Source organism: Paramagnetospirillum caucaseum (genome assembly GCF_000342045.1).
Taxonomy (GTDB): domain Bacteria; phylum Pseudomonadota; class Alphaproteobacteria; order Rhodospirillales; family Magnetospirillaceae; genus Phaeospirillum; species Phaeospirillum caucaseum.
This window is the reverse complement of the sequence record NZ_AONQ01000020.1, coordinates 22,465-48,675: the sequence shown is the minus strand read 5'-3', so window position 1 is coordinate 48,675 and position 26,211 is coordinate 22,465. Positions and strand designations below refer to the sequence as shown.

Below are 26,211 nucleotides of genomic sequence, written 5' to 3'. Positions count from 1 at the left end.
GATGAGACCTCAGCGCGGCGGCGGTTCGGTGATGAAACTGACCTTGGCGATTCCGGCCTTTTGCGCGGTGGCCAGCACCCGGCCCACATGCTCGTAGGCCACGTCCCTGTCGCCGCGGATGTGGATTTCCGGCTGCGGCGCCCTGGTTGCCGCGGCGTCCAGGCGGGCGGTCAGTTCGGCGCGGCCGGCGACGGTTTCCTCGTTCCACCAGACCTTGCCGTGGTGATCCACGGCGATGGTGACGTTGCCCGGTTGGGTGACGGTGGGCTGGTTGGCTTCCTTGGGCAATTGCAGCGGCACGGTGTGGGTCACCACCGGGATGGTGATGAGGAAGATGATCAGCAGCACCAGCATCACGTCCACCAGGGGCGTGGTGTTGATGGCGGCCATTACCTCATCGCCGTCCTCGTCGCCGTCCCCGGCCGGACCGAAGGAGATGGCCATCAGCGCACCACCCGAAGGCCGTTGCCCGATCCGCCGCTGCCGGCCAGCAGCACGGCGTGCAGGTCGGCGGCGAAGGCGCGGACCTTCTCGGCCACCAGCTTGTTCCTGCGGACCAGCAGGTTGTAGCCCAGTACGGCGGGCACCGCGACCGCCAGGCCGAAGGCGGTCATGATCAGCGCCTCGCCCACCGGGCCGGCCACCTTGTCAATGGCCGCCTGGCCGGCGATGCCGATGGCGGTCAGCGCGTGGTAGATGCCCCAGACGGTGCCGAACAGCCCGACGAAGGGGGCGGTGGAGCCCACGGTGGCCAGGACGGCCAGCCCGCCCTGCAGGTCCGAGACGATCTCGCCGACCGAGCGCTGGATGGACATGGTCACCCAGGTGTGCAGGTCGATCTTCTCGGTCAGCGAGCCCTCGTGGTGCTGGGCGGCCTCCATGCCGGTGGTGGCGACAAAGCGGAAGGGGCTGTCCTCGGCCAGCAGGCGGGCGCCATCGGCCACCGAGGCGGCCTTCCAGAACCCGGCGGCGGCGGCCTTGGCGTGGCGCAGCATGCGGGCCTGCTCCACCAGCTTGACCACCAGGATGTACCATGACGCCATGGACATCAGGGCCAGGATGATCAGCGTGCCCTTGGACACGAAGTCGCCCTGGGCCCACAGGGCGTCCAGGCCGTAGGGGTTGTCGACCACCTGCTTGACGGCGCCCTGATGGGCGTCGTCCACATGGCCGGCCAGGGCCGAGGTGGCCAGCAGCAGGACCGGCAGGGCGGCAAGGGCAGTGCGGAGCATGGTGTGTTTTCCGGTCATTGCAGTTTCCAGACATAGCGGATGCGGGCCCAGGATCGTTCCGGGCGGCCGTCGACGGTGCCGGGCCTGAAGCGGCAGACCGACAGGGCCTGGCGCGCCGCCTCGTCCAGGCGCTCGAAGCCGCTGGAGGAGTCGACGACGCTTTCCATCACCGAGCCGTCGGCGTCGATCAGGAATTTCAGCACCACCGCTCCGGTCTCTCCGGCCCGGCGGGCGGCGGGGGGGTATTGCGGTGGCGGGCAATAGCGGCCCTGGTCGAGGGAGGGCTTCACCGTGACCGGGGCCTCCGCCGGGGCGGGCGCCGTCACCGGCGGCGGCGGGGGAGCGGTGGGCGCCACGTCGGTCACGGCGGTGATGGCGGCGGGCGGCGGCGCCTGGGGCTTGACCCTGGGCGGCGGGGCATAGGCCGGCGGCGGCGGCTTCACCACCTTGGGCTGGGGCGGCGGCGGCTCGACCTTGGGCGGCTCCGGCGGCTTGACCAACTCGGCGACGATTTTCGTTTCCACGGGCGCTTTCAGGAATTCCACCGCCTGATGACCGAGGCCGCTGACCAGGGCATAGACGGCGGCGGCGTGCAGCGCCACCACGCCGGCCAGCCCGGTCAGGCGCTTGGAAGGCGAGGATTGCCGGGCCGCCGCGTAGCTCACGGCTGCAGTTCCACCAGCCGCCAGCCCTCGCGCCGGGTCAGCCAGGAGAGGAACGCCCGCTTTCCATTCCCCGCCAGCAGCGGGTGGTCGGACGAATCCGTCGTTTCCGCCAGGGTGCGGGTCTCGCCCCAGGTCGCGCCGCCATCGGCGGAGCGCTGCCCCATGATGCGGGTGGTGGTGCCGTCGAATTCCTTCCAGGCCATCCACATGGCGCCGTCCAACGACAGCAATTGCGGGTGGGCGGGGGCGTGCTCGGCATTGCCCAGCGGAGCCTGGGGCGCGAAGTGGACACCGTCGGCGGCATGGGCGTGGTAGAGCCCCGGCCCGGCGGCGCCCTTGGTGAACCAGGCGGCGTGCGCCGCCCCGTCCCGACCGGCGGCGATGGCCGGGCCGTGATGGGGGCAGGCGTCCACCCGCCAGTTGTCCTCGCCTACCTTGACCGGCGGGTTGGGACGGCCCGGGGCGGCGAAGGAGATCAGGGCGTGGTCGCGGATGTTGGGCTCGAACACCTGCCGCCACATGACCAGCGGCTGGCCGTGGCGGTCCAGGGTCATGGCGATGCGGCAGCATTCGCAGGCGTGGTCGGCGGCCATGTCCTGGCGCGAGAAGGTGCGGCCGCCGTCGTCGGACCAGACGAGCATCAGGCCCACGGCGCGGTAGGGGCGGTTCTCCCGCTTGGCCGCCGCCGCGCCGCGCTTGTCGATCCAGGCCAGGGTCAGGCGGTCGTCGTTTCCCACCGCCATGGTGACGAAGCCCTGGCTGGCGGGGTCGGTGGCGATGGCCCGGGGCGGGGCGAAGCTGCGGCCGCCGTCCTCGGAGCTGGCGAACATCAAGGTGCCGGCATAGCGGGAATCCGGCTGCTTGGCGGTGACCGCCAGGAAGACGCGGCCCTTGGAATCGGCGGCCAGGGCCGGGCGGCCCTCGGGCATGTCGAACACCCCCTGGGGCATCGGGATGGCGACCGGAGCCTCGAGGCTGCGGCCGCCGTCCGGGGAACGGGCGACCATGACCCTGTCCCCGGCCGGCCAGGCCAGCAGCAGGCTGCCGTCGGGGCCGAAGGCCGGCGTCGCCACCCGGGCGCAATCGGGGCGGAGGGCGATGTCGGCGCAGGCCGGCGCGGCATGCCCGCCATGGCCGGCATGGGACGGGGCGGCATGCGCCGCCCCTCCCCACAGGATGGCCAGAAGCCCGATAAGGATGCGCAGGGACGGGGTCATGACCGCTCTCCGGTTACCACTTGACGTTGACGCCCATATAGACGGCGCGGCCTTCGCCGGGGCTGATGGTTCCCGACGTCCCCATGGTGGGGAGGACGTTGACCTGGGCGATATAGGCCCGGTCGGCCAGATTGCGGGCGTCGGCGAAGATGGACAGGTGTTCGTTGACGTCCCAGCCGGTCTTCACGCCCCACAGGTGATAGCCGATGGTGCGCGCCGTGTTGGCGTTATCGATGTGGTAGGACTGGGGCGCCCATTCCAGGTTCGGGCCGAAATAGGCCCCGCTGGGATGGGTGTAGCGGACTTCACCCCGGTAATAGTGCAGCGGCACGCCGGGCAACTCGTTGTCGCCGTACTGCCGGTCGCCGTCGAAGGTGAAGTGGTTCAGCGTATAGGAGTTGCGCCACACCAGCTTCTCGGAGTCCGAGCCGGTGAACAGGCCCTGGGCCAGCGGAACCGAGAGGCCAAGTTCGACGCCCTGGTGGATGGTGCGGTCGGCGTTGACCGTATAGGTGTTGTTGTCGGACAGGGTGAAGCGCTGCAATTCGTGCTTCATCCACGAGCGGTAGGCCACCGCGTCCCAGCCCCAGCCCTTGTGGTTGCCACGGGTGCCCAATTCCAGGGTGACGGATTCCTGCGGATCGAGCGGTGCGAAATTGCCGGTCAGGCCCGAGGGATTGAGGTCCGAGATGATCGGCGGCTCGACGGCGCGCGACAGGTTGCCGAACACCTGCAGGTCGGGAGAGGGCTGCCACATGGCGCCGACCTTGGGGTTGAAGGCGGTGAAGGTGCGGTAGCCCGAACTGTTGCCGTTGCTGAGGAACTGGTCGGTGGCGTTGCGGTCGGCGATCAGGCCCTGGCCGGCGGCGATCAGCGACACCGCCGGGGTGAGGTAGAGACGGTCCTCGCCATAGAACTCGATGTTCTGGGCCTGCTGCTGCGACTTGCCGGTGAGCGTGCCTCGGGTGCCGTTGATGATGCCGAAGGTCTTGGCGTCGGTGTGGCCCCAGGCGTAATTGCCGCCGAGCGTCAGCTGGTTGCGCAGCCCGAACAGGCTGTGCTCGTGGGTGCCGCGCACGAAGGTGCCCATGTCCTCGCTGACCTGGTCGATGACCGTCGTCGTCAGGGGATGGAACAGGTTCTTGTAGGCGCCGTAGATGCCGGCTTCCATCTCCCAGTCGGCCACCTGGAACGCCGTCTTGTTGCCGAAGCGCATGGACTGGATGTCGCGCTTGGTGTTGTTGGAGAAATTCCGGTTGTCGCCCGCCATCTTGGGATTGGCGCGGAACTGCGCCATGGTCAGGGATGAGTTCAGTTCCTGGCGGATGTCGTTGAGGTTGACGTAGATCCGGGTCTCGGCGCCGTTGGCGAAGCGGTAGCCGGTGTTGGCGGTGAGCCGGTTGCTGTCGGTGCCGCTGTGGTTGCGGTACCCGCCGCTCTGCAGCCGGGTCGGGCTGATGTAGTAGTCCCAGGCGCCCAGCGCCATGCCCGAGCTGATCTGGGCGCGGCGGTAGCCGAAGCTGCCCAGCTCCAGCCGCGCCTGGGCGGGTGAGGCGGTGTGGCCGGTGAAGCTGGTCATGTTGATGGCGCCGCCCAGCATGGCGGCGCCGTAGCGCAGCGCATTGCCGCCCTTCCACACGTCCACATGCTCGACGCTCAGCGGGTCGATCTGCTGCAGGTCGGTGAAGCCGTCGGCGGCGTTGAACGGCACGCCGTCCTGCATCAGCTTGACGCCGCGCGTGTGTGCCGACTGCGCCAGGCCCGAGCCGCGGATGGACAGGCGCGAATCCTCGCCCCACTTGGCCTGGGCGAAGACGCCGGGCACGAAGTCCAGCATGTCCTTGACGGTCTGGGTGCGGCCGTCGCGGAATTCCTCGGCCGACACCGAATCGACGCCGCCCGCCGTTTCGCGGATGGCGGCCTTGGCCTCGGCGGCGTTGGGGTTCAGCTTGGATTTCTGCAGCTTGTCGGTCACCACCACTTCGGTGATGTCGCCGGAATCGTCGGCGGCCGGGGCGGGGTTGGATGCCAGGGCGAGAATGGAGCACAAGGCGGTGCCGGCGCACAGCAGCGCGCGGCGGGAGAACTGGGCAGGCATGATTGATCCTCGAAAACCGTGGAATGCCCGAAAGGGGGCAGGTATGGCTCAGACGGTACGAGGCGAGGATGGGGGCGCGCGTGCGCGGGCGAAGGCCGGCCGCGAGACGGAGGGCACCTGATCATCGGCGGCGAAGGGGACGATGGCCGCGGCGACGGTGGGGACGGGAGCCTGGAGAATGAAGACGGCGGTGGCCGGGTTGCCGGCCATGGGCAGGCAGAAGATGCAATGCTTGACCTGGGGCGGCGCAGCCGGGGACTGGTCCGGTGCCGCGCCGCTGCTTCCATCGTGGCAGAGCGAGGATTGCAGATCGGCCCGGAGCGCCGCCTCGCCGGCCAGGGCGGCGATCCCGCCCAGGTCGAATGCCGGCACGGCCAACTGCAGGGTGAAGGCCAGCAATAGCAGCCGCACGACACCGGCCCCTCCGGCCCGTATCCTCCGCAACCACCCGCTTCGACCCAAGACGCCGCCGCTCATCAGCCCGGCCGCTCCAAATGCATGTCAAGACGACGGCATGGGTGTAGGCGCGGGCTTTTCCAAAGTCAACGAAGATTCCCTTGCGGCGGCGTGTCTCCGGGGAAGGCGAATAATTCAGAAGTCATAATATTCAATATCTATAATTGACCGGCGCCGATCGGCGGGGTTTGCGGCCTTGGCGGCGGAAGAGATGGGCTTCGTCACATGGACTCACAAGTTCTTTCGCTTCGTCTCTGGCCTGCGGCGTCAGAGGGTTCCATCATGAGGTGGAAGTATTCCAACGGTCGGCATCCGGGGCAGGGCATGAACGGTTCACTCATCGGGATCATCGGCGGCGCCATTGCCGCCGCTCGGCGGCTGGGCCTGGATTGCGCCGAGGAGCGCGACGCGGCGTGGGCGGTGCTGCTGGCGCGCGATTCCAGCCTGTCCCCGGGTGCGGCCCGCATTCTTGTGGATCAACTCTATTCCCTGGCGGCGGGAGAACGCGCCGCATGATCGGGTGAGGACGCGGTGACCGGGCAATCCTATCGCTGCATCGCCATGCTGTCCGAGGCCCGTCGCCTTTATGACGAGGGCAAGTACTCGGAATGCCTGTGCATCATCGACAGCATCCGCTCCTGCTCCACCCGGTGCGGCGAGGAATCGGCCTGCGCTGTGGCGCTTCGTCTGGCGGCGCCGCTGATGGGCGACCTCCACCCGGCGGAGTGAGGAAGGCCGGCTACCCCTTGGCCTGGTAGTACAGGTTCTGGACGTGGTCCGCGTCGGCGAAGAACACCCAGCGCTCGGCCAGCAGGCCCACATACTGGCAGAGGAAGGCCAGCACCGGCATTCCGGCCAGCAGCAGCGCCACGGGCGCCACGAAACCCACCGCCAGGAAGAACGCCGACAGCCCCCTGACCGTCTCGGCGCCGCCGGGGGCGGTGAACTCGACGGTGTTGAACGAGCTGCCCATGAAGCCCTGGGTGATCTGGCGGATCTGGGCATGGTGCACGCCGATGGCGCTCTTCAGGGTCGAGCAGGGTGCGCCGGTGGTGTTCCGCCACAGCTGGAAGGCGCGGGCCGCCAGGGCCAGCAGGGTCAGCCACACGGCAGCCCCGCTCATGAAGCCGGACAAAAGGCTGTCCTGGAGCCGGGCGTAGGCGGCGGCCAGGGTGAAGCCGGAAGCCAGGCCCATCAGCAGGTAATTGACCACCGTCCAGCCCGAGGCCCACTGGCGGATGAAGCGGACGCAGGCATAGATCATGCCGGTGCACACGAACAGGGCCAGCGAGGCCAGGGTGGTCAGCAGGCCGAGCGCCAGGGGCAGGTCGATGGCGGCGCCGTTGCCCAGGCGGACCAGAACCGGCGCCCAGCCGAAGGCGTGGATCACCGCGTAGAGGAAGGCGAGGGCCGAGAGCGCGGGGATCAGGATCACTTCCCGCGACAGCCACGAGGTGCGCCAGCGGGCCGCCGCCCGCCAGCCGCGCTGGGGATTGGCCAGATGGAACACCGAGGCCACCAGTCCCAGACACAGCAGAGCCAGGGCCAGGGCGGCGCCCAGGGCGAAAAAGCCGCCGCTTTGGCCGCCGGCATACATCTGCCCGGCGGTGAGCGCGATCAGCAGGCCTTGGGCCGCGCCGATCAGGGTGGTGAGGAAGATCACGGAAAAGGCGGGTTTCATGATGCTCTCTCTCCCCCTTACCAGCTGGAAACGCCGTCGATGGTCGGCGTGGTGAAGGCGGGGCGCGGCGTCTCGCCCTCGGCCTTCAGCGGATTGTCGACGCGCGTCAACTGGTCGGGATGAAGCGTGGTGGTGGTCTTGCGCCGGGGCAGATAGTGGTTGGCCGGCCTGGTACCCCATTCCGGCATCAGCGGAAAGCCGCCATTGTCGCGGATGGCCCTGGCCGCCTCGGATTCGGGATCGTTGATGTCGCCGAAGATACGGGCGCCGGCGGGACAGGCCAGGACACAGGCCGGCTTGCGCCGCTCCGCCTCGATGGTCTGGTCGTAGATGCGGTCGACGCACAGCGTGCACTTCTTCATGACGCCCTGGACCGGGTCGAACTCGCGGGCGCCGTAGGGGCACGACCACGAGCAGTATTTGCAGCCGATGCACTTGTCGTAATCCACCAGGACGATGCCGTCCTCGTCCCGCTTGTAGCTGGCGCCGGTCGGGCAGACCGGCACGCAGGGCGGCTCCTCGCAATGGAGGCAGGATTTGGGGAAGTGGATGGTCTCGGTGTTGGGGAAGGTGCCGCATTCATAGGTCTGGACGCGATTGAAGAACACGCCGTTGGGATCGGCGCCATAGGGATTGACGTCGGGCAGCGGACCGGCCCAGCCCGAGGTGTTCCATTCCTTGCACGACGTCACGCAGGCATGGCAGCCGACGCAGACGTTGAGGTCGATGACCAGGGCCAACTGTTTCTTGGTCATGGCTATTTCCCCCCGGCCAGGAAGGCGCGGACCTTCGACTTGAAGCCGATGGTCTGGCCGGGCAGCGGCGCCATGGGCTTGAACTGGGGCCAGCTTTCCCCCGCCTCGCCCGGCTTGCATTTGGTGACCCGGACCTTGAGGTCGTACCACGCCGCCTGGCCGGTCACCGGATCGGAATTGGAGACATGGCGGTCGCCCACCATGTTGGGCAGTTCTTCGCTGATCAGGTGGTTCAACAGGAACCCCTTCCGCGATTCGTCGGCATCGGGATCGAGGCCCCAGGCCCCCGACGCCTTGCCGATGGCGTTCCAGGTCCACACCGTGCCGGGCTCCACCGCCTCGGTGAAGCGGGCCTGGCATTTGATCCTGCCCCACGGGCTTTCCACCCACACCCAGTCGGCATCGCCGAAATTGCCCAGCGCGCCGACCTTGGGGTGCATGAACAGCACGTTGCTGGTGTGGATCTGGCGCAGCCAGGCGTTCTGGGAATCCCAGGAATGGTACATGGCCATGGGCCGCTGGGTCAGCGCCGACAGGGGATAGGCATGCCCGTCCGAGCACCGCCATTCCAAGGGCGTGTAGTAGAAAGGCAGGGGATCGAAGAAGGTCTTCACCCTCTCGCGCAGGCGATCCGGCGGCTGCTTGCCCTTCCACTTGCCCTCGCCGGCCAGGCGGAACTTCTGCAGCACTTCGGAATAGATGTGCGGCATGATCGGGTCGGTGAAGCGCACCAGACGGTGGCGGTAGGCCCATTCCAGGTAGCCCTTGTTCCAGTTGCGCATGTACTGGAAGCTGGGCGGCAGTGCGTAGTGGAAGTGATTGTTGTTGCGGGCGTACTGGTCCCACTGGTTGGGGTTGGGCTCGCCCACCATGGCCTTCTCGCCCGCTTTTCCGCGCCAGCCCGCCAGGAAGCCGATGCCCGATCCCGGTTCGGTCTCGAATTTGACGATGAAGTCGGGATAGTCGCGGAACTTGCGGCTGCCGTCCTTGTTGGTGAAGGCGGGAAGCTTCAGTCTGGTGGCCAGCTCGATGAGCACCTCCTGGAACGGCTTGGACTCGCCCAGGGGCGGCAGGATGGGGACGCGCACCGAATCCACCGGCCCGTCGAATTCCGAGATGGGCCGGTCCAGCATGCTCATCACGTCGTGGCGTTCGAGATAGGTGGTGTCGGGCAGCACCAGATCGGCGAAGGCCACCGTTTCCGACTGGAAGGCGTCGCACACCACCAGGAAGGGAATCTTGTATTGGCCGGATTCGTCCTTGTCGGTGAGCATCTTCCTCACCTCGGACGTGTTCATGGTCGAGTTCCACGCCATGTTGGCCATGAACAGCAGCAGCGTGTCGATGGGGTAGGGATCGGCCCGCCAGGCATTGGTGATGGCGTTGTGCATCATGCCGTGCACCGACAGCGGGTATTCCCAGGAAAAGCCCTTGTCCAGGCGGATGGGCTCGCCGTCGGCATCCACCGACAGGTCGTCGGGGTCGGCGGGCCAGCCCAGCGGCGTGCCGGTCAGCGGCTCGCCGGACTTGATGGCCTGGGGCCCCTTGGGCGGCTTGGGGCAGGGCGGGATGGGACGCGGGAAGGGCGCCCGGTGCCTGAACCCGCCCGGCCGGTCGATGGTGCCCAGCAGCGTCATCAGGATGGCCAGGGCGCGGGTGGTATGGAAGCCGTTGGAATGGGCCGCCAGTCCGCGCATGGCGTGGAAGGCCACCGGGTTGCCGGTGATCTTGTCGTGCTCCTCGCCCCAGCAATCGGTCCAGGCGATGGGCAGCTCGATGGTCTGGTCGCGCGCCGTGACCCCCATCTCGTGGGCGAGGCGGCGGATGGTGGCGGCGGGAATGCCGGTGATGCCCTCGGCCCATTCCGGCGTGTAGTCCTTGACCCGCTCCTTGAGCAATTGCAGCGAGGGCTTGGCCGGCGTGCCGTCGGGCAGGTGATAGGAGCCGAACAGCCGGCCTTCGGTCCCCTTGGTCCGGGCGATCACCGGCTTGTCGGAGTCCCGGTCCCACCACATCTTGTCCGGCGTCTCGAAGGTGTCGGGCCGCACGGGCACGCTGCCTTCGCGCACGAACAGGCCGAACTGGTCACTGTCGGCGTTCTGGTTCACCAGTTCGGCGGCGTTGGTGTAGCGGATCAGGAAGTCGCGGTCGAACAGGCCCAGTTCCATGATCTCGCGCACCAGGGCCAGCAGCAGGGCGCCGTCGGTGCCGGGGCGGATGGGCACCCATTCGTCGGCGATGGCGGCATAGCCGGTGCGCACCGGATTGATGGCGATGAAGCGCCCGCCGCCGCGTTTGAAGGCGGCGAGATCGCGCTTCATGGGGTTGGAATGGTGGTCCTCGGCGGTGCCGATCATGATGAACAGCTTGGCCCGCTCCAGGTCGGGGCCGCCGAATTCCCAGAAGCTGCCGCCGATGGTGTAGATCATGCCGGCCGCCATGTTGACCGAGCAGAAGCCGCCGTGGGCGGCGTAATTGGGGGTGCCGAACTTGGCGGCGAACAGCCCGGTCAGCGCCTGCATCTGGTCGCGACCGGTGAACAGCGCGAACTTCTTCGGGTCGGTGGCCCGCAGGTGGCCCAGGCGCTCGGCCAGGGTGGAGAACGCCTCTTCCCACGAGATGGGCTCGAAGGCGCCGGCACCGCGTTCGCTGCCCTCCTTGCGCTTCAGGGGCTTGGTCAGGCGGGCGGGCGAGTACTGCTTCATGATGCCCGAGGCGCCCTTGGCGCACATGATACCCTTGTTGAGGGGGTGGTCGGGGTTACCCTCGATGTAGCGGATCTCGCCGTCGCGCAGGTGCACGCGGATGCCGCAGCGGCAGGCGCACATGTAGCATGTGGTGGTTTTGACCTCGGATCGCCCGAGATCGGAATCCGGAATGGATGCGGGATCCCTCATGCCGGTCTGCTCCCCCCTGTTTATTGTCCATAGCCTCGAAAGGGCTTTTAGGACACTCTACTTTAGGGGGCTCTAATAAGGCAATCGCGAAAGGGGATCAGCCCTTGTCGTCCAGCAGCGTCTCGCACAGCTCGTTGAGGCGCTTGGGCGCGATTTCCGAGACACGCAGGCCGTGGATGGCCGACAGTTCGGCCGGACCGACCCCCTTCTTGGCGGCGGCCATGGCGTCGAGGCCCTGGAGATGTTTGGACAGGCGGTTGAATTTGGTGATCTGGCGGCTGGCGGCCAGTACATCGTCCAGCCCGACCGGGGCGGGGCCGATGGTGTCGCTGAAGGCCCGCTTCAAGCTCTTGCGCCAGTTGTCCATGATCCGCCCTCTCCCATCCCGAAGGAGGGATCATACCTTCGGTCTAGGGGGGTGTCTTGTAATAAGTAGTGATAGTTTGCCCCTGCTATAGGGCCTAGCCGCGTACCGACCGAAGGAAATCCTCGGCCTCGGTCTTGAGGTCGGACACCGCCTCGGACAGGGCCTTGGCGCTCCAGATCACCCGCACCGCGCCGGCGCACGAGCGGGCCGACGAGCGCGACAGGGTCGAGACACTGGAAGACACCTCGCCGGCCTGGACGGCGACCTCGTCGATGTGGCTGGCGATGTCGCGGGTGGTGGATTCCTGCTGCTGCACGGCGCCGGCGATGGCGGTGGAGATGTTGTCGATGGTGCGGATGGTTTCCACCACGCCCTCGATGGAGGCGGTCATCTCGCGGGTGGAGGTCTGCACCGCCATCACCTGGTTGGAGATTTCCTCGGTGGCCTTGGCGGTCTGGTTGGCGAGGTTCTTGACCTCGTTGGCCACCACGGCGAAGCCTTTTCCGGCCTCGCCGGCGCGGGCCGCCTCGATGGTGGCGTTGAGCGCCAGCAGGTTGGTCTGGGCGGCGATGTCGTTGATCAGCTGCACGACGTTGCCGATGGCCTGGACGGAATCCGACAGGCCGGACATCTGGCCGGCGGTGGTGTTGACGTTCGCCACCGCCTGCTGGGCGATGCGGCTCGACTCGCCCACCTGCAGGGCGATCTGGTTGATGGACAGGGCCAACTGGCGGGTGGCGTCGGACACCGTGTCGGCGCGGGCCGTGGTGATGTTGGCCGCCTCGCTGACGTCGAGCGAGCGCGAGCCGCTCTGGCCCGAACGGGTGGCCATGGCGTGGGCGGTCTTGTGGATGCCGGTGGTGGAGACCTCCACCTCGGCCACCTTGGCCTTGACGGTGGCCTCGAAATGGTCGGCCATGTCGCGCATGGTCCGGGCCCGCTCTTCGGCGGCGCGCAGGCGCTCCTGTTCCTGGGCGGAGCGCAGGTGCTCGGCCTCCAGCATGTGCTCCTTGAACACCTGGACGGTGCGGGCCATGTCGCCCACCTCGTCCTTGCGGTCGACGGCCTCGATCTCCACCGAGGTGTCGCCATCGGCCAGCCGTCCCATCAGGGTGGTCATGCGGCCGATGGGCCGGGTGATGACGCTGGTCAGAATCCAGCGCACGCCGAGCATCGAGACCAGGGTGGCGATGATGCCGAAGGCGAGCAGCCCGATCAGGATGTTGTGGAGCTCGGCCTTCTCGGCGGCGGTCGACAGCGACGAGGACAGCACGGCGATCACCTCGCCGTCGTTCATGCCCATGCCGCCGTGGCAGGAATGGCAGACCTCGTCCTTGGCGCCGTCGGTGACGCCCAGCACGATGGGCATGGCGTAGCGGTAGGACTCACCCACCAGGCGTCCGACCGGCCGACCGGTGGCCAGGGCCTCGCGGTCGATGTCGTCCTGGGCGAGCTTGGGGGCGCGGTCGGGTTCGACGTCCTTCATGTGGGCGGCGACCTTGGGGCCCCACACGCTCCACACCTTGCCCGCGTAATGGATGTTGCGGGAATCGAACCACTTGTTGAAGACCTTGATGCCGATGTTGTCGCCGTCCTCGGGACGGGTGGCCATGACGTTGACGATCAGGGCGTGCAGCGAGGTCATTTCGTTGACGGAGAGCTCGTGGAGCTTGCGCTCCAGGGCCTCTTCCTCGAACCGGGCGATGAAGACCACGATCACCGCGGCCATGACGATGACGCCCAGGCCAACGACGATCATGAACCGCTGGCGCAGTCTCAAATTCTGCCAGACACCGTCGGACATGCGAAATTTCCCCCTCGCGTCTTCCGCCTGTTGGTTCGCCGCCTCCCCGGGCGGCGGGCGTCAGCGCTTGATTTCGAAGGTCTTGTGGGCCTCGGTCAGTTCCAGCATGCGGAACACGTTGTCGCGCGGATTGACCAGGCTGATGGAGGAGCCGCCTTCGGCCAGATCCTCGCGGGCGATATAAAGCAGGCCGAGCCCCACCGAGTCGATATGGCTGAGGCCAGACATCTCGAATACGACCTTGCGGTTCTTGAAGTTGTTCAACTGGCCGAGAAGGGCCTGGAAATCCTCGTTGGCGGCGAAATTCAGCTGCCCTTCGAGCGACACGTGGACAGCGGTTCCATCGTCCTTGACACGAAATTGCATGCTACCGTCCTCCTGGTCCCGACGCCTGATTTCGCCCGCTGCCGCCCAGCCCTCCATCGCGCCACGGGCGTGTCGCTCCGTCGAGTATTCGGGTGAAAGCCTTACCTCCGGGGCCGGGGCGATTGCAAGAGGCGAGTGTCACGATCAGGCGAAAAAAGTCGTTGTGTAACGCAACGATCAGCGGGCGAAGGTCATCACCAGGGTCCGCCCTCCGTCCTCGCCGTGCAGCGAGTGGGTGGCCTTGCGGATCAGGCACAGGCCGCGGCCGTTTTTCGCCGTGGCCTTGGCGGTATGGGCCAGTTTGGCGCTCAGGTCGAAGCCGTTGCCCTGGTCGGAAACCGCGATACCGATGAAGTCCGGCCCCCGGGCCTGGACGTTGATCTCGACCCGCCGGCCGGCCAGGGTGGGATCGGCCATGCGGGCATGCATCAGCTTCTGGAACTGGATGAAGCCCTCGGTGGTGGTCCTGAGGTGGCTGGGGATGCCGAGATTGCCGTGGATGACGGCGTTGGAGAGCGCCTCGGCCAGGGAAATCTCCATCAGGTCGGCGGTGTCCTGCGAGATGCCGGTGAAATTGGCGCGGATGGCCTGCGCCACCAGTTCCAGGGTTTCCAGGCGGTAGGCGGTGGTGGTCTGCAGCGACAGGGTCATGCCGCCGCCCCGGACCGTCTCGAAGCAGCGCAGGCCGATGCCCACCACCCCTTCGGCGCCCAGTTCCACGAAGCCGCAATAAGGGGAGCCCAGGCCGGCGCGGACCGTTTCGGTGGTTCCAGCGCCGCCCAGGACCGGCGCCGACGGCGCCTCGCCATCCATGTCGCCCTGGCGCAGATCGATGCCCAGGGCCCGGCATTGGGCGGCCAGATCCTCGGACGGGGCGGCCTCGACCACCAGGCAGGGGCGCCGCTCGATGGCGCGGCAGTCGGGAGAGGGGACGCTCATCACGCTGGCCATGGGTTCAGCCCTCCCCCCGCAGCCGCCGGATGCAGACGGCGGTCAGGTCGTCCTCGAAAGGCATGTGGACCTGGCGGCAGACCTCGTCGAGCAGGTGATCGACCCGCAATTCGCCGTGACGCAGCAGCAATCCCTGGATCGCCTCGCTCAGACCGCCCTCGCCGAACAGGGTCTCGCCCTCCACGGGGGAATCGGTGATGGCGTCGGAATACATGAACAGGGCGGCACCCGGCGGGAAGGGCTCGCGATGCTCGCGGTAGCCGGGCGAGCGCGACAGGCCGAGCGGAATGCCCCTGGCGTCCAGGAAGCGGGAATCCTGGCCCAGCATCATCACCGGGGCGGGGGCGCCGGCCGAGGCCCATTCGATCTCGCCGGCCTCGGTGTCGATGGTGCACAGGAACATGGTGGCGAACTGGCCGCGGCCCAGCAGGCCCTTCAGGGCGGCGCTCAGGGTGGTCAGCATCTCGCCCGGCTGGCGCCGGGGGTCCCAGTGGTCGGAGATCAGGGCGTGCAGGCGGAAGACGTTCAGCGCCGCGCCGATGCCGTGGCCGGTGAAATCGAAGCAATAGAAGCTCATGCGCGGGCCGCCGCAATCCAGGCAGCCCCACAGATCGCCGCCGATGCCCGACGACGGCTCGAAGAAGGATTCGACCTCGACGCCCAGGGTGGCCAGCCGCTCGTCCAGGCGTTCCGGGCGGGGCAGCAGGTCGAACTGCATGGCGCGGGCGGCGTTGACCTCCTCGACCAGATGGCGCTGCTGCTCGGCGATGCGTTCCAGCAGGGCCTGGCGTTCCAACTGGCCGGCCATGCGGGTGATGGCGTAGCGGATGGCGCGGCCCACCGTGCGCTCGGGGTCGTCGCTCTTGATCAGGTAGTCCTGGGCGCCGGCCTCCAGGGCGTAGGAGGCGAAGCGCGGGTCGTCCATGCCGGTCATGATGACGATGGGGGTGCGCGACGCCGCCTCCTGCATGCGCGACACCGTGGCGATACCGGTGGAATCGGGCAGCGAGAGGTCCAGCAGCACCACGTCCACGGTCTGGCCGCTGTCGATATGCTCGATGGCGGCGGCCAGGGTGCCCACATGCTTGACCATGAAGACCGGGGCGCTCGACATCCTGAGCGCGTATTCCACCAGCCGGGCGTCGCCCGGCTCGTCCTCGACCAGCAGGACGTGCAGCGTGTCCTTCACCACCCGGGTTCCGCCGATTCCCGCCACATTGGCCGTCTCTCCGGCCTCGGGGTCGGTGCGCCAGCCGCCGGTGCGGCTGGGCAGGCGGATCAGTCGTCCTCCCCTGCTCGCCATATTCATCGTCCCGCTCCCGGTAGGCTTGGTGTCGGTATGATTGCGTACTACAGACTAATGGATAGGTGTGTCTCCAATTCACGCACATTGTCAACGCAATGTGAACGCGGGCGCAAGCCTTCGTAACATAGCGTAATTCCCCGCCTGACCGCCAAGGTTCAGAAATCGCCTCCGGGATTGATCTGGGCGCCGTCGGTCAGGTGCAGGTCGCGCTCGCTGACCAGGCAGGGTTTTTCCCCGGTGCCGCGTCCGCCCAGGGGGGCGGCCACGGCCTGGACCATGCAGCGCTGGGCGCAGACCTCGGCGCAGATCTGTATCTGGTTTTCCCATGTCTCGCCGGCTCCCAGGTCGACATAGCCCTTCATGGCGGCGACCTCGCCCGCCGGGTAGAGGTCCCCCAGGGCCTTGCGGTATTCGGCGATCATCCGTTCGGCGCCGATGTCGGAGCAGCCGCAATTGGCGACCAGCCCCATGAAGCGGCCCATGCGGGTGTAATGGGCCGGCTGGTCCGGGGGCGGCACGCAGGCGGCGAGCAGCAGCAGGGTCAGGGCGGTGGCGACGTGTCTCATGGAGGTTCTCCCGGCCGGTAGAAGGCGACGCGGAACAGATTGTGTCATGGCCATCATCCCAGGTGCCTTGCCTCGGCAACTTGGCTATCATGCCGCCAGGAAGCAAGTCCAGGCTGGGCGCGCCGCCGCCCGATCCGGCTGGCGTGGGGAAGGGGGCGGAAACAACCGATGTCCATGACCACCGGGCGGCCTGTGCGCCGGCGATGACCCAGCGCAGGCCCATTCTCGTGCTGATCGCCCTGATCCAGGCGGCCGGGCTGCTGCTCCTGTGGGCGCAGACTCCCGCCCCGTCCCCCTGGGCAATGGCGGCCCTGGGGCTTGGGGCTGCGGCGATTCTGTGGCTTGCCGCCCGCTGCGGCCGGGCCGAGGCCGGCCCGGTCGGGCAATTGCGCCAGGAAAACGCGGCGCTGCGCCAGGAGCGCGACCGCCTCAGCCTGCTGTGCGAGGTGGTAAAGGAAAGTTCCGAGCGCTACCGCGAGTATTCCGAGGCCGCCGCCGACTGGTTCTGGGAGAGCGATGCCGAGCAGCGCTTCACCTTCTTCTCGTCGTCCTTCGAGGCGGTGATGAACATCTCGTCCGACGACCTGCTGGGCAAGCGTTCGTGGGACATCGTCAGCGAGCGCATGGAAATCGATTCCGACCAGTGGCAGGCCCATATCGCCGACCTGACCGCCCAGCGGCCGTTCCGCGACTTCAAGTACTGGCTGGAGGACGGCGCCGGCCGGGCCCGCTGGATCAAGGTCAACGGCCTGCCGCGCTTCGACGAGGACGGGGTGTTCATCGGCTATCGCGGCACCGGCAGCGACATCACCGCCGCCGTGGAGAACGCCCACCGCATGCACATGCTCAACCGCGCGGTGGAGCAGAGCCCGGTGTCCATCGTCATCACCGACCTCAACGCCGATATCCAGTATGTCAACGGCAGCTTCCTCAGGGTCACCGGCTATTCCATGGACGAGGTGATCGGCCGCAATCCCCGCATCCTGCGCTCCGAGAAGACCCCGCCCGAGACCTATCAGGCCATGTGGGCGGCGCTGTCCGCGGGTGAGAAGTGGGAGGGCGAACTGGCCAACCGCCGCAAGAACGGCGAGATCTACTGGGAGATGGCCACCATCCAGCCCATCCAGAACATCGAGGGCGAGATCACCAATTATCTCGCCATCAAGGCCGACGTCACCGAGCAGAAACGCGCCGCCGCCAAGCTGGCCGAACTGGTCGAGGAGTTGCGCCGCTCCAACGAGGAGCTGGAGCAGTTCGCCTATGTGGCCTCCCACGACCTGCGCCAGCCGCTGCGCATGATCAGCGCCTATCTCGGCCTGTTGGAAAAGAAGCTGGGGGCCAGTTTCGACCAGGATTCCCGCGACTTCTTCGGCTTCGCCCTCGACGGGGCCAAGCGCCTCGACCACATGATCGTCGATCTGCTGGAATATTCGCGCATCGGCCGCGTATCGGTGCCCATGGCGCCGGTCAGCCTTGGCGAGGTGGTGGCCGACAGCATCCGCCACCTGGAGGTGGCCGCCGCCGAAAGCGGCGCCGAGATCATGGTACCCGAAATCCTGCCCGCCATCTCGGGCGACGCCAACGAATTGCTGCGGTTGTTCCAGAATCTGATCGCCAACGCCATCAAGTACATGCCCGAGGGGCGCAAGCCCCGCATCGAGGTGCTGTGCAGCGATTCCGGCGGCGAATGGGTGGTGGGGGTCAGGGACAACGGTATCGGCATCCCCCCCGACGAACTGAAGCGGGTGTTCGGCATCTTCCAGCGCCTGGTGGCCCGCGAGCAGTACGAGGGGACCGGCATCGGCCTCGCCGTCTGCCGCAAGATCGCCGAGCACCACGGCGGCCGCATCTGGGCCGAGTCCGAACTGGGCGCCGGCAGCACCTTCCTGGTCGCCTTCCCCAAGGGATAGGGGCGGCGTTTCCATATCGCTCCGATATCGCTTAACAGCCTATGCGGATAGGGCTACCATCCTCCTTAAGGTTTATTGCCGGGGAGATGGGGCGGTGACGATCCGCAGGGAAGAATTGCCCGCGGCCCTGGTGGCGGGGGCGGTGACCGGTCTGGTGGTGGTCATCCTGTCGCTGTCCTTCGCCGTACTGATCTTTTCGGGCGAACTGGCCGGGCATGTGGGTACCGCCATCGGCATGGCGCTGTTCACCGCCGTGGTGGTCGGCGCCCTGGTGGCGCTGTTCGGCTCCTATGCCGGCACCATCGCCTTTCCCCAGGACAAGATCGCCCCCATCCTGGCCCTGATGGCCTCGATGATCGTCGCCGAGACGCCGCCCGGCACCGACCCCGAGCGGCTGTTCGCCACGGTGGCCACCGCCCTGATGCTGGCCACGGCGCTGACCGGCCTGTTGCTGTTCGCCCTGGGCCATTTCCGCCTGGGCGGCTTCATCCGCTTCATCCCCTATCCGGTGATCGGCGGCTTCCTGGCCGGCACCGGCTGGCTGCTGGTCAAGGGCGCCATCAAGGTGATGACCGGCCACGCCCCCACCCTGGAGACGGCGCTGCACCTGTTCTCGGTCGATGAGATGATCAAGTGGGGGCCGGGGCTGGTGTTCGCCGTGGCGCTGATCGCCGGCATGCGCCGCTGGAAGCATGTGGCGACCCTGCCGCTGCTGCTGGCCGGCGGCATTCTCGGCTATCACCTGGCGGCCCGCGCCCTGGGCATGAGCCTGGAGCAACTGGAGCAGGGCGGCTACCTGCTCGGCCATTTTCCCGCCGCCGGCGGCTGGCGCCCCGACGCGATGGTCCGCGCCCTGTCGGCCGACTGGCTGACGATCGCCGATCAGGCCGGTTCGGTGTCCACCATCCTGCTGATCAGCGCCATCGGCCTCCTGCTCAATTCCAGCGGCATCGAGGTGGCGGCCAACCGCGACATGGACCTCAACCGCGAACTGAAGATCGCCGGCATCGCCAACATGGTCTCGGGGGCGGGGGGCGGCATCATCGGCTTCCACACCCTGGGCCTGTCGTCCATGGTACTGAAGATGGGGGTGCGCTCGCGCCTGGTGGGGCTGATCTCGGCGCTGGTCTGCCTGACCATGCTGGTGATCGGCACCGAGCCGCTGGCCCTGTTCCCCAAGGCGGTGCTGGGCGGGTTGCTGATGTTCATCGGCCTGGGCTTCCTCGAGGAATGGCTGGTCGAGGGCCGTCACCAGATGCCGGCCGCCGATTACGCCATCATCCTGATGATCGTCGGCGTGGTGGGAACCTTCGGCTATCTCCAGGGGGCGGCGGTGGGCATCGTCGCCTGCGTGGTGCTGTTCGTGGTCAACTACTCGCGGGTCGCGGTGGCCAAGCACGAGCTGACCGCCGCCGAGGTCTCGTCCAACGTCGACCGGCCGCGCGACGAGGTGCGGCTGCTCAAGGAGTATGGCGGGCGCGTCCTGGTGTTCAGTCTGCAGGGTTTCATGTTCTTCGGTACCGCCAACAAGCTGCTGACCCGGGTGATCGGGCGGTGCGGCGACCCGGGCGGCGACCCGGTCGAGGTGGTGGTGTTCGACTTCCGCCGGGTGGCGGGCATCGACACCTCGGCGGCCATGAGCTTCGTGAAGCTGCGCCAGTTTGCCGAGAAGCGGGACCTGTCCTTGGTCTTCGCCGGGCAGAACGACGAGGTGGGCATGGTGCTGGAACGCGCCGGCTTCGTCGGCGCCGAGGGCGCCACCTGGCGGACTTCCCCCGACCTGGACCACGCGCTGGAATGGTCGGAGAACCGCCTGTTGGCCCGGCTGGAGGTTGAGGCCTGCGCCAAGCCGCGCTCGCTGATGGCCGATCTGGCCGAGGATCTGGGCGAGCCGCTGCAGGTGGCCCGCATGATGTCCTTCGTCGAGACCCTGAGCATTCCCGCCGGCACCGTGGTGCTGGAACAGGGCAGCGCCGCCCACGACCTGTTCATCCTGGATTCGGGCCAGGTGACGGTGCGGCTGATGAACGACAACGGCACCTCCATCCGGCTGCGCACCATGCATGCCGGCACCGTGGTGGGCGAGATGGGGCTTTATCTCAACGAGGAGCGCTCGGCCTCGGTGGTGGCGGACAGCGACTGCGTCATCCACCGCCTGACGGCGCGCAACCTGGAACGCATGGAGGAGGAGGCGCCCCAGGCGGCGGCGGCCTTCCACCGCCTGATGGCCCGCCAGCTGGCCGAGCGGCTGCGCAACACCGACCACATGATCCGGGCTTTGACCGATTGACCCCAGCCTTTGCCCGATTGACCCGGGCTCCGGCTTGGCCCACCATCCCGGCAGTTTAACAGGAAGGGGTAGAGCCCATGGTTTCCGAGATTTTCGCCGACGGCGTCGGCCGGGTCGATTTCGTCAGCGGCGTGGTGCGTATCGAGCTGGTGTCGCTGGAGCCCACCGAATCCGGCCAGGGCAAGATGGAAGTGCGCCAGCGCATCGCCATGCCGGTGGACGGCTTCCTGCACTCCCTCAACACCATGGGCGACCTGGTCAACAAGCTGGTCGAGGCCGGCGTGCTGAAGCGCAACGAGCAGACCGCCACCGCCGGCGCTCCGGCCCCCGCCAAGAAGTAGGCGCCGCTTCGTCCCCCCCTCCCGCGGAAGGGGGGGGGCTTGGCCGCCTGGCGCCGCGCAAACGAAAAGGCCGCCGGAATCACCGGCGGCCTTTTCTGACGCTTTTGCAGGGACGGCCCCAGGGGCGGCGTCGCGCGCCGCCACAACCCCTCTGGGTTGTGAACCGTCTCCAAGTCACCGTACGTGCATTACGGCGGCTGTTAGGTGGCGGGGACTCCCGTCACCTGGAAATAGTCGCTCAAATCCGCCAAAAATGCAAGGTCTTTCACCTATGCCCATGGTCGGGACGCCAACCCTTGTTTGGGGAATTACCCTCTGCCCTTGGCGATGAAATCCGGGTTGAGGAATCTGGGCGCCTTGCCATAGGCCATGGCGGCGCCGTCGAAGGTGGCGACGCTGCCGCCCGCCGCCAGCAGCACGGCGCTGGCCGCCGCGATGTCCCACTCGCAGGTGGGGCCGAAGCGGGGATAGAGGTCGGCGGCGCCCTCGGCCACTAGGCAGAACTTCAGCGACGAGCCGGCGAAGTCCAGGGTGGCGCCGGGATATTGCTCCAGCCACTTGTCCATGGCCTCGGGGTTGCGGTGCGAGCGGGACGTCATGGCCACCGCGCCGGTGGCGGGAACGGGGCGGCAGGCGATGGGGCGGCGGCCGGTCCGGTCGGCCTTGAAGGCGGTGGAACCGGTCCCCGACCACAATTCGTTCCGCGCCGGGGCCAGCACCACGCCCAGCACCGGGACGCCGTCCCGGATCAGGCCGATATTGACGGTGAATTCGCCGTTGCGCTTGATGAATTCCTTGGTGCCGTCCAGGGGATCGACCAGCCAGAACGGGCCGGCGCCGATCTCGGGGATACGCCCGGCCGCCACCTGCTCCTCGGCCACCACCGGCACGCCGGGGGCCAGGGCGGCCAGGCCGGGCAGGATCACCGCCTCGGCCTTCTCGTCGGCCTCGGTGACCGGCGAGGCATCGTCCTTGTCGCGCACGGCGAAGTCGGATTGGTAGACCTCCATGATCACCGCGCCGGCCCGGCGGGCGAGGTCTTCCAGGGGTTCGAGCAGCGGCGACAGATCGGCGGGCAGGGACATTCAGGTCTTCCGGTTGAGGACGTTCCAGACCGCCAGCGGCGTGGCGGGCATGTCCATATGGCGGATATCCAGGGCGTTGCATAGGGCGTTGATCACCGCCGGGGCGGCGCCGATGGTTCCGGCCTCGCCGGCCCCCTTGAGCCCCAGGGGATGGGTGCGGCAGGGAATCTCCACGGTGGAGAAGTCGATCTCCGGAACATGGGCGGCCCTGGGCAGCGCATAGTCGATCAGGCTCGAGGTCAGCGGCTGGAAGCTTTCGGGATCGAATACGGCCTGCTCCAGCAGGGCCTGGCCGATGCCCTGGATGGCGCCGCCGACGATCTGGCCCTTGAGCAGCAGCGGGTTGAGCACGGTGCCCACGTCGTCGACGATGGTGTAGCGCAGGATTTCGCTCTCGCCGGTTTCGGGGTCCACCTCGATCTCGCAGACATGGCAGCCGTTGGGAAAGGTCGAGGCCGGCGGACGGAAGCGCAGCCGGGCGTGCAGCGGCATTCCGTGATCGGCCAGGACCTGGGCGAAGGATACCGAGCCGCCCGCCGCCCGGTAACGGCCGTCCTCGAACTCCACCTGCCCGGCCTGCAGCAGCCTGGCGGCCAGGGGGCGGGCCTGCTCGGCCAGGGAGATGGCCGCCGCCGCGATGGCGCCGCCTTGCTGCGACAGCGAGCGCGAGCCGCCGGTGCCGCCGCCGCTGCCGATGCGCCGCGTGTCGCCCTGGACCACCCGGATGCGCTCCATCTCCAGGCCCAGTTCGGCGGCCAGCATCTGGGCATAGGCGGTCTCGTGACCCTGGCCGCTGGACTGGGTGCCGACCAGGATTTCCGCCGTGCCGTCCGGGCCGACGGTCACCGCCACGTCCTCGCCCGAGGTGCCGCCGCAGATCTCGATGTAATAGGCCAGTCCGATGCCGCGCCGCCGGCCCCGGGCTTCGCTGTCCGCCCGGCGGGCCGGGAAATCCGCCCAGCCGGAACGCTCCAGCGCCGCATCCATCACCCGGGCGAACTCGCCGGAATCGTAGGTGTGCTGGCCGGCGCTGGCATAGGGGAAGGCTTCGGGGGGGATGAAGTTGCGCTTCCTGATCTCCATCGGGGTGAGGCCGCTGTCGCGCGCCGCCGCCTCGACCAGCCGCTCGATGAGATAGGCGGCCTCGGGCCGTCCGGCGCCCCGGTAGGCATCGGTGGGAGTGGTGTGGGTATGGATGCAGCGCACCCGCGCATGGAAGGCGGGGATGTCGTAGACCCCGGTCAGCATGCCGGTCCCCGCCAGGGTGGGGATGTAGGCGCCGTAATTGGAGACGTAGGCGCCGAGATCGGCCACCGTCTCCACCTGCAGCCCGAGGAAGCGTCCCTCGGCGTCCAGCGCCAGCCGCCCGGTGCTGACATGGCCGCGCCCGTGGGTGTCGGACAGGAAGCTTTCGGTGCGGTCGGCGGTCCACTTGACCGGGCGGTCGAGCATGCGCGCCGCCACCAGCGCCATGGCCTGCTCGGGGAACGGGCTGATCTTGAGGCCGAAGCCGCCGCCCACGTCGGGGGTGATGACGTCGAGGATTTCCGGCGCGATGCCCAGGACCGGGGCGAGGCGGTCGCGGATTTCGTGCACCCCCTGGCTGCCGGAGATCAGTTCCAGCCGTCCCCCGGGCAGCGGCCGGGCCAGGCAGGCGCGCGGCTCCATGGCGGTGGGGGCCAGGCGGTTGTTGACCAGGTCCAGTTCCACCACCCGGTCGGCGCGGGCGAAGGCCTCGGCCACCCGGGCGGCGTCGCCCATCTCCCAGACGAAGGCGTCCTCGGGGGTGGGGGGCAGGGGATGGTAGTCCACCAGCACCGCCTCGGCGGCGTCGCGGGCCTGGGCCAGGGTCTCGGCCACCACGAAGGCCAGCGGCTCGCCGGCATGCCGCGTGCGGGGGCCGGCGATCACCGGGCGCGGCGGCGGCGGCCGGGCGCCCTCGGGCAGGAAGCCGTAGACCATGGGGCCGATTCCCTGCTCGGCCATCTCGGCATGGGTCAGCACCAGCAGCACGCCGGGCATGCTCCGCGCCGCCCCCGCATCCACCGCGACGTCGGCATGGGGCAGCAGCGAACGCACCACCATCCCGTATAACTGACCGGTCAGGTTGATGTCGTCGGCGTAATGGCCCCGCCCGCCGAGGAAGCGCAGGTCCTCGACCCGGGTGCGGCTCTGGCCGAAGCCGAAGCGCTTCACTTGCCGATCTCCACCGCCTGGAAGCGCGACGCCCTGAAGCCCGGCGACCAGTGGTCGGCCTTCATGCCGGCCTTGGCCTTGAGGTGGGCGAGGAACAGGCGCTTGTCGGGCAGTTGCTCCCATACCGAGGGCAGGAACAGGGCGCGCTTGCCGCCATCCTCGATGATCAGGCCGTCGGTGCGCGGCCGCAATTGTTCCAGCATGTGGGCTTCGTCCCTGAAGGTCATGGGCACGGGGGGCGTCAGCACCGAGAGCGACAGGCCGAGGCCGTCCATCTCCTCGGGGCCGAGCGGCGGGAAGCGCGGGTCCTTGAAGGCCGATTTGAAGGCGTTGTCCACCAAATCCTCGGCCAGCGGCCGCCAGGCGGTCACCGAGCCGATGCAGCCGCGCAGATTGCCGAGGCGGTTGAGCGTCACGAACACCGCGCCGGGCCGGCCCAGGATGCCGGGCCGCTCGGCGGGAGGGGCGGCGGGGGCGCCGGTCTCCAACCCGTGGCGGATGGAGGCCCAGGACAGGTCCAGCAGGGTCTGGCCCATGGCCTTGATCTCGTCGGATTCGCTCATGGCCTTCTCCGTCTCGAACAGCGCCCATGCGCCATAGCCCACCACCCGGTCCTTCGGTCCGGCGGTATCGCCGGAATTGCGCACGTCCAGGGTGACGATCTCCAGGCCCCGGCGTTTGGCGGCGGTCAGCAGCCCGCCCACCGGCAGGCGGCCGCAGGCGCCCTCGCGGGAAATGGCCACCGGGTCCATGCGCTCGATGGCGGCGGCGGTCTGGCCGTCGGTGCCGCGGCACTGCTCGTAGGGCAGGTAGTGGGACAGGTCGGTGGAAATGACGATCAGCGTCTCGTCGCCGCCCCACAGGGCGTCGAGCAATCCGGCGACCATCTCGGGGGTGGCGTCGCCGATCACCACCGGCAGCAGGGTGAATTCACCGAGGGTCGCCTGCAGGAAGGGAACGTGCACCTCCAGGGAATGCTCCTGGGCATGGGCCTGGTCCAGCACGCCGACGCCGGCCACCCCGGCCAGCCGCGACCAGTCCTTGTCCAGCGGCTGAGGCCCCAGCGGCGAGGCCCACTGGTCGGCCGACGACAGCGCCATGCCCCGGAACGCCAGCCGGTGGCTGGGGCCCAGCAGCACCACGCGGGCATAGCCGCCCCGGAAAGGCTTCAACAGGGCATAGGCCCCCGCCGCCACCGGGCCGGAATAGACCCAGCCGGCATGGGGCGCGATCAGCGCCTTGGGCCGCCGTCCGGCGCAAGGGGCGGGCGCCGCGCCGTCGAGAAAGGCGGTGAGCTGCCGGTTGGCCTCGGCGAAATCGGCGGGATAGAACTGTCCGGCCACGGCGGTGGGACGGATGGCGGTCATGGCGGCCTCCCTCATCCGTTTCAGGATAGCAGATCAGACGCCGTTCAGCACCGGTACGCCGTAACGGGCGACCATGGGATCGACGCTGGCCAGGGTCAGGGATTCGCAGGCTGCCTGGGCGACCAGCATGCGGTCGAAGGGATCAGCATGGTGACGGGGCAGGGCGCCTGCCGCCACTGCGTGGGCGGTCGTGATGGGCAGCGGCTTGAAGCCGTTGTCTTTCAGGATGCTCTCCAGTTCATCCGCCGGAAAATCCAGCCGGCCCAGAGCCCGCTTGATGGCGATCTCCCAGGCGGTGGCGGCGCTGACCAGGGCCTCGACGGACGGATCGGCCAGGGCGGCGCGGATCGTCCGGGGCAGGGCCGGATCGTCGGCCAGCCACCACAGCACTACATGGGTGTCGAGCAGCAGCCTCATGCGCCCGCGAATCCGGCCATCAGATCATCGGGCAACGGCGCGTCGAAATCGCCGCCGATACGGACACGACCGGCCAGGGCGCCGGGCACCCGCCGCGGTCCCGGCGCTTCCAGCGGCACCAGCCGGGCCAGGGGGCGCCCGGCCTTGGCGATGATGATCTCTTCGCCTCGCGCGGCGCGCTCCACCAGTTGCGACAGGTGGGTCTTGGCGTCGTAGAGATTAACGGCTTCGCTCACGGAAATGC

General features: G+C 68.2%; 25 protein-coding genes. 5 read left to right on the top strand and 20 right to left on the bottom strand.

Translation table 11 applies throughout. From position 1 onward, the window contains the following. Positions 1–9: 9 nt before the first annotated feature. The 6 genes from H261_RS09235 to H261_RS09210 are packed head-to-tail and all read right to left on the bottom strand — an operon-like array spanning position 10 to position 5,623. Positions 10–444, bottom strand: a complete 435-nt coding sequence (locus H261_RS09235) for an ExbD/TolR family protein (protein ID WP_008616751.1) — start codon at positions 442–444, stop codon at positions 10–12. Next, complete coding sequence (locus tag H261_RS09230) at positions 444–1,232, bottom strand: MotA/TolQ/ExbB proton channel family protein (protein WP_235062905.1); 789 nt, start codon at positions 1,230–1,232, stop codon at positions 444–446. Before H261_RS09230 ends, H261_RS09235 begins: the two co-directional genes overlap by 1 nt. Positions 1,233–1,246: 14 nt before the next feature. Continuing rightward, positions 1,247–1,897 (bottom strand): energy transducer TonB, encoded by a 651-nt coding sequence (locus H261_RS26020; protein ID WP_008616742.1) that lies wholly within the window; start codon positions 1,895–1,897, stop codon positions 1,247–1,249. Beyond that, positions 1,894–3,114 carry a sialidase family protein gene (locus H261_RS26015; RefSeq protein ID WP_008616741.1) on the bottom strand — a complete coding sequence of 407 codons (1,221 nt, stop codon included), beginning with the start codon at positions 3,112–3,114 and terminating at the stop codon, positions 1,894–1,896. Before H261_RS26015 ends, H261_RS26020 begins: the two co-directional genes overlap by 4 nt. 13 nt (positions 3,115–3,127) lie before the next feature. Further along, entirely contained in the window at positions 3,128–5,212 is a 2,085-nt protein-coding gene (locus H261_RS09215) for a TonB-dependent receptor family protein (protein ID WP_008616740.1), read from the bottom strand. Between the two features lie 48 nt (positions 5,213–5,260). Beyond that, a complete protein-coding gene (locus tag H261_RS09210; protein WP_235062904.1) occupies positions 5,261–5,623 on the bottom strand; it encodes a DUF2946 family protein in 363 nt (120 codons plus the stop codon). 369 nt (positions 5,624–5,992) lie between these two features. Here H261_RS09210 and H261_RS09205 point away from each other — a divergent pair, with 369 nt between their 5' ends. Together H261_RS09205 and H261_RS25765 are read left to right on the top strand one after the other, a co-directional pair. After that, a complete protein-coding gene (locus H261_RS09205; RefSeq protein WP_008616738.1) occupies positions 5,993–6,184 on the top strand; it encodes a hypothetical protein in 192 nt (63 codons plus the stop codon). Between the two features lie 15 nt (positions 6,185–6,199). After that, the gene (locus H261_RS25765; protein WP_008616735.1) at positions 6,200–6,397 is read left to right on the top strand and encodes a hypothetical protein; all 198 of its coding nucleotides are present in this window, start codon (positions 6,200–6,202) and stop codon (positions 6,395–6,397) included. A gap of 10 nt (positions 6,398–6,407) precedes the next feature. Here H261_RS25765 and H261_RS09195 read toward each other — a convergent pair whose 3' ends face one another. The 9 genes from H261_RS09195 to H261_RS09155 all read right to left on the bottom strand — a co-directional run bounded on the left by H261_RS09195 (position 6,408) and on the right by H261_RS09155 (position 16,361). Then, positions 6,408–7,349: a dimethyl sulfoxide reductase anchor subunit family protein gene (locus H261_RS09195; RefSeq protein WP_008616732.1), complete on the bottom strand. Its 942-nt coding sequence runs from the start codon at positions 7,347–7,349 to the stop codon at positions 6,408–6,410. A 17-nt stretch (positions 7,350–7,366) separates the two neighbouring features. After that, a complete protein-coding gene (locus H261_RS09190; protein ID WP_008616731.1) occupies positions 7,367–8,104 on the bottom strand; it encodes a 4Fe-4S dicluster domain-containing protein in 738 nt (245 codons plus the stop codon). A gap of 2 nt (positions 8,105–8,106) precedes the next feature. Continuing rightward, on the bottom strand, positions 8,107–11,001 hold the full coding sequence (locus H261_RS09185) for a molybdopterin oxidoreductase family protein (RefSeq protein ID WP_008616729.1): 2,895 nt from the start codon (positions 10,999–11,001) through the stop codon (positions 8,107–8,109). Between the two features lie 97 nt (positions 11,002–11,098). Further along, a complete protein-coding gene (locus H261_RS09180; RefSeq protein ID WP_008616727.1) occupies positions 11,099–11,368 on the bottom strand; it encodes a hypothetical protein in 270 nt (89 codons plus the stop codon). Between the two features lie 94 nt (positions 11,369–11,462). Beyond that, entirely contained in the window at positions 11,463–13,172 is a 1,710-nt protein-coding gene (locus H261_RS09175) for a methyl-accepting chemotaxis protein (RefSeq protein ID WP_008616725.1), read from the bottom strand. Positions 13,173–13,232: 60 nt separating this feature from the next. Next, positions 13,233–13,538 (bottom strand): STAS domain-containing protein, encoded by a 306-nt coding sequence (locus tag H261_RS09170; RefSeq protein ID WP_008616723.1) that lies wholly within the window; start codon positions 13,536–13,538, stop codon positions 13,233–13,235. Between the two features lie 177 nt (positions 13,539–13,715). Then, complete coding sequence (locus tag H261_RS09165) at positions 13,716–14,489, bottom strand: ATP-binding protein (RefSeq protein ID WP_008616720.1); 774 nt, start codon at positions 14,487–14,489, stop codon at positions 13,716–13,718. Between the two features lie 4 nt (positions 14,490–14,493). Beyond that, a complete protein-coding gene (locus H261_RS09160; RefSeq protein WP_235062903.1) occupies positions 14,494–15,792 on the bottom strand; it encodes a PP2C family protein-serine/threonine phosphatase in 1,299 nt (432 codons plus the stop codon). 158 nt (positions 15,793–15,950) lie between these two features. Continuing rightward, positions 15,951–16,361, bottom strand: a complete 411-nt coding sequence (locus H261_RS09155) for a hypothetical protein (protein ID WP_008616718.1) — start codon at positions 16,359–16,361, stop codon at positions 15,951–15,953. A 203-nt stretch (positions 16,362–16,564) separates the two neighbouring features. Here H261_RS09155 and H261_RS09150 point away from each other — a divergent pair, with 203 nt between their 5' ends. The 3 genes from H261_RS09150 (at position 16,565) to H261_RS09140 (ending at position 20,902) form a co-directional block, all read left to right on the top strand. Continuing rightward, entirely contained in the window at positions 16,565–18,271 is a 1,707-nt protein-coding gene (locus H261_RS09150; protein WP_008616717.1) for a sensor histidine kinase, read from the top strand. Between the two features lie 94 nt (positions 18,272–18,365). Further along, positions 18,366–20,561, top strand: coding sequence for a SulP family inorganic anion transporter (locus tag H261_RS09145; protein ID WP_152426793.1), 2,196 nt, complete (start codon positions 18,366–18,368; stop codon positions 20,559–20,561). A 77-nt stretch (positions 20,562–20,638) separates the two neighbouring features. Then, positions 20,639–20,902, top strand: a complete 264-nt coding sequence (locus tag H261_RS09140) for a hypothetical protein (protein WP_008616713.1) — start codon at positions 20,639–20,641, stop codon at positions 20,900–20,902. A gap of 308 nt (positions 20,903–21,210) precedes the next feature. Here H261_RS09140 and cysQ read toward each other — a convergent pair whose 3' ends face one another. Genes cysQ through H261_RS09115 form a run of 5 tightly spaced genes read right to left on the bottom strand, consistent with a single transcriptional unit; the run spans position 21,211 to position 26,203 of the window. Then, positions 21,211–21,987, bottom strand: coding sequence for a 3'(2'),5'-bisphosphate nucleotidase CysQ (gene cysQ / locus H261_RS09135; RefSeq protein WP_008616711.1), 777 nt, complete (start codon positions 21,985–21,987; stop codon positions 21,211–21,213). Next, positions 21,988–24,183 (bottom strand): xanthine dehydrogenase family protein molybdopterin-binding subunit, encoded by a 2,196-nt coding sequence (locus H261_RS09130; RefSeq protein WP_008616710.1) that lies wholly within the window; start codon positions 24,181–24,183, stop codon positions 21,988–21,990. It abuts the gene before it with no gap. Beyond that, entirely contained in the window at positions 24,180–25,550 is a 1,371-nt protein-coding gene (gene amrB, locus H261_RS09125; protein WP_008616708.1) for an AmmeMemoRadiSam system protein B, read from the bottom strand. The genes H261_RS09130 and amrB overlap by 4 nt, the downstream gene beginning before the upstream one ends. A gap of 33 nt (positions 25,551–25,583) precedes the next feature. After that, positions 25,584–25,967 (bottom strand): type II toxin-antitoxin system VapC family toxin, encoded by a 384-nt coding sequence (locus H261_RS09120; RefSeq protein WP_008616707.1) that lies wholly within the window; start codon positions 25,965–25,967, stop codon positions 25,584–25,586. Continuing rightward, a complete protein-coding gene (locus H261_RS09115) occupies positions 25,964–26,203 on the bottom strand; it encodes a type II toxin-antitoxin system Phd/YefM family antitoxin (protein ID WP_008616706.1) in 240 nt (79 codons plus the stop codon). Before H261_RS09115 ends, H261_RS09120 begins: the two co-directional genes overlap by 4 nt. Positions 26,204–26,211: the final 8 nt, after the last annotated feature.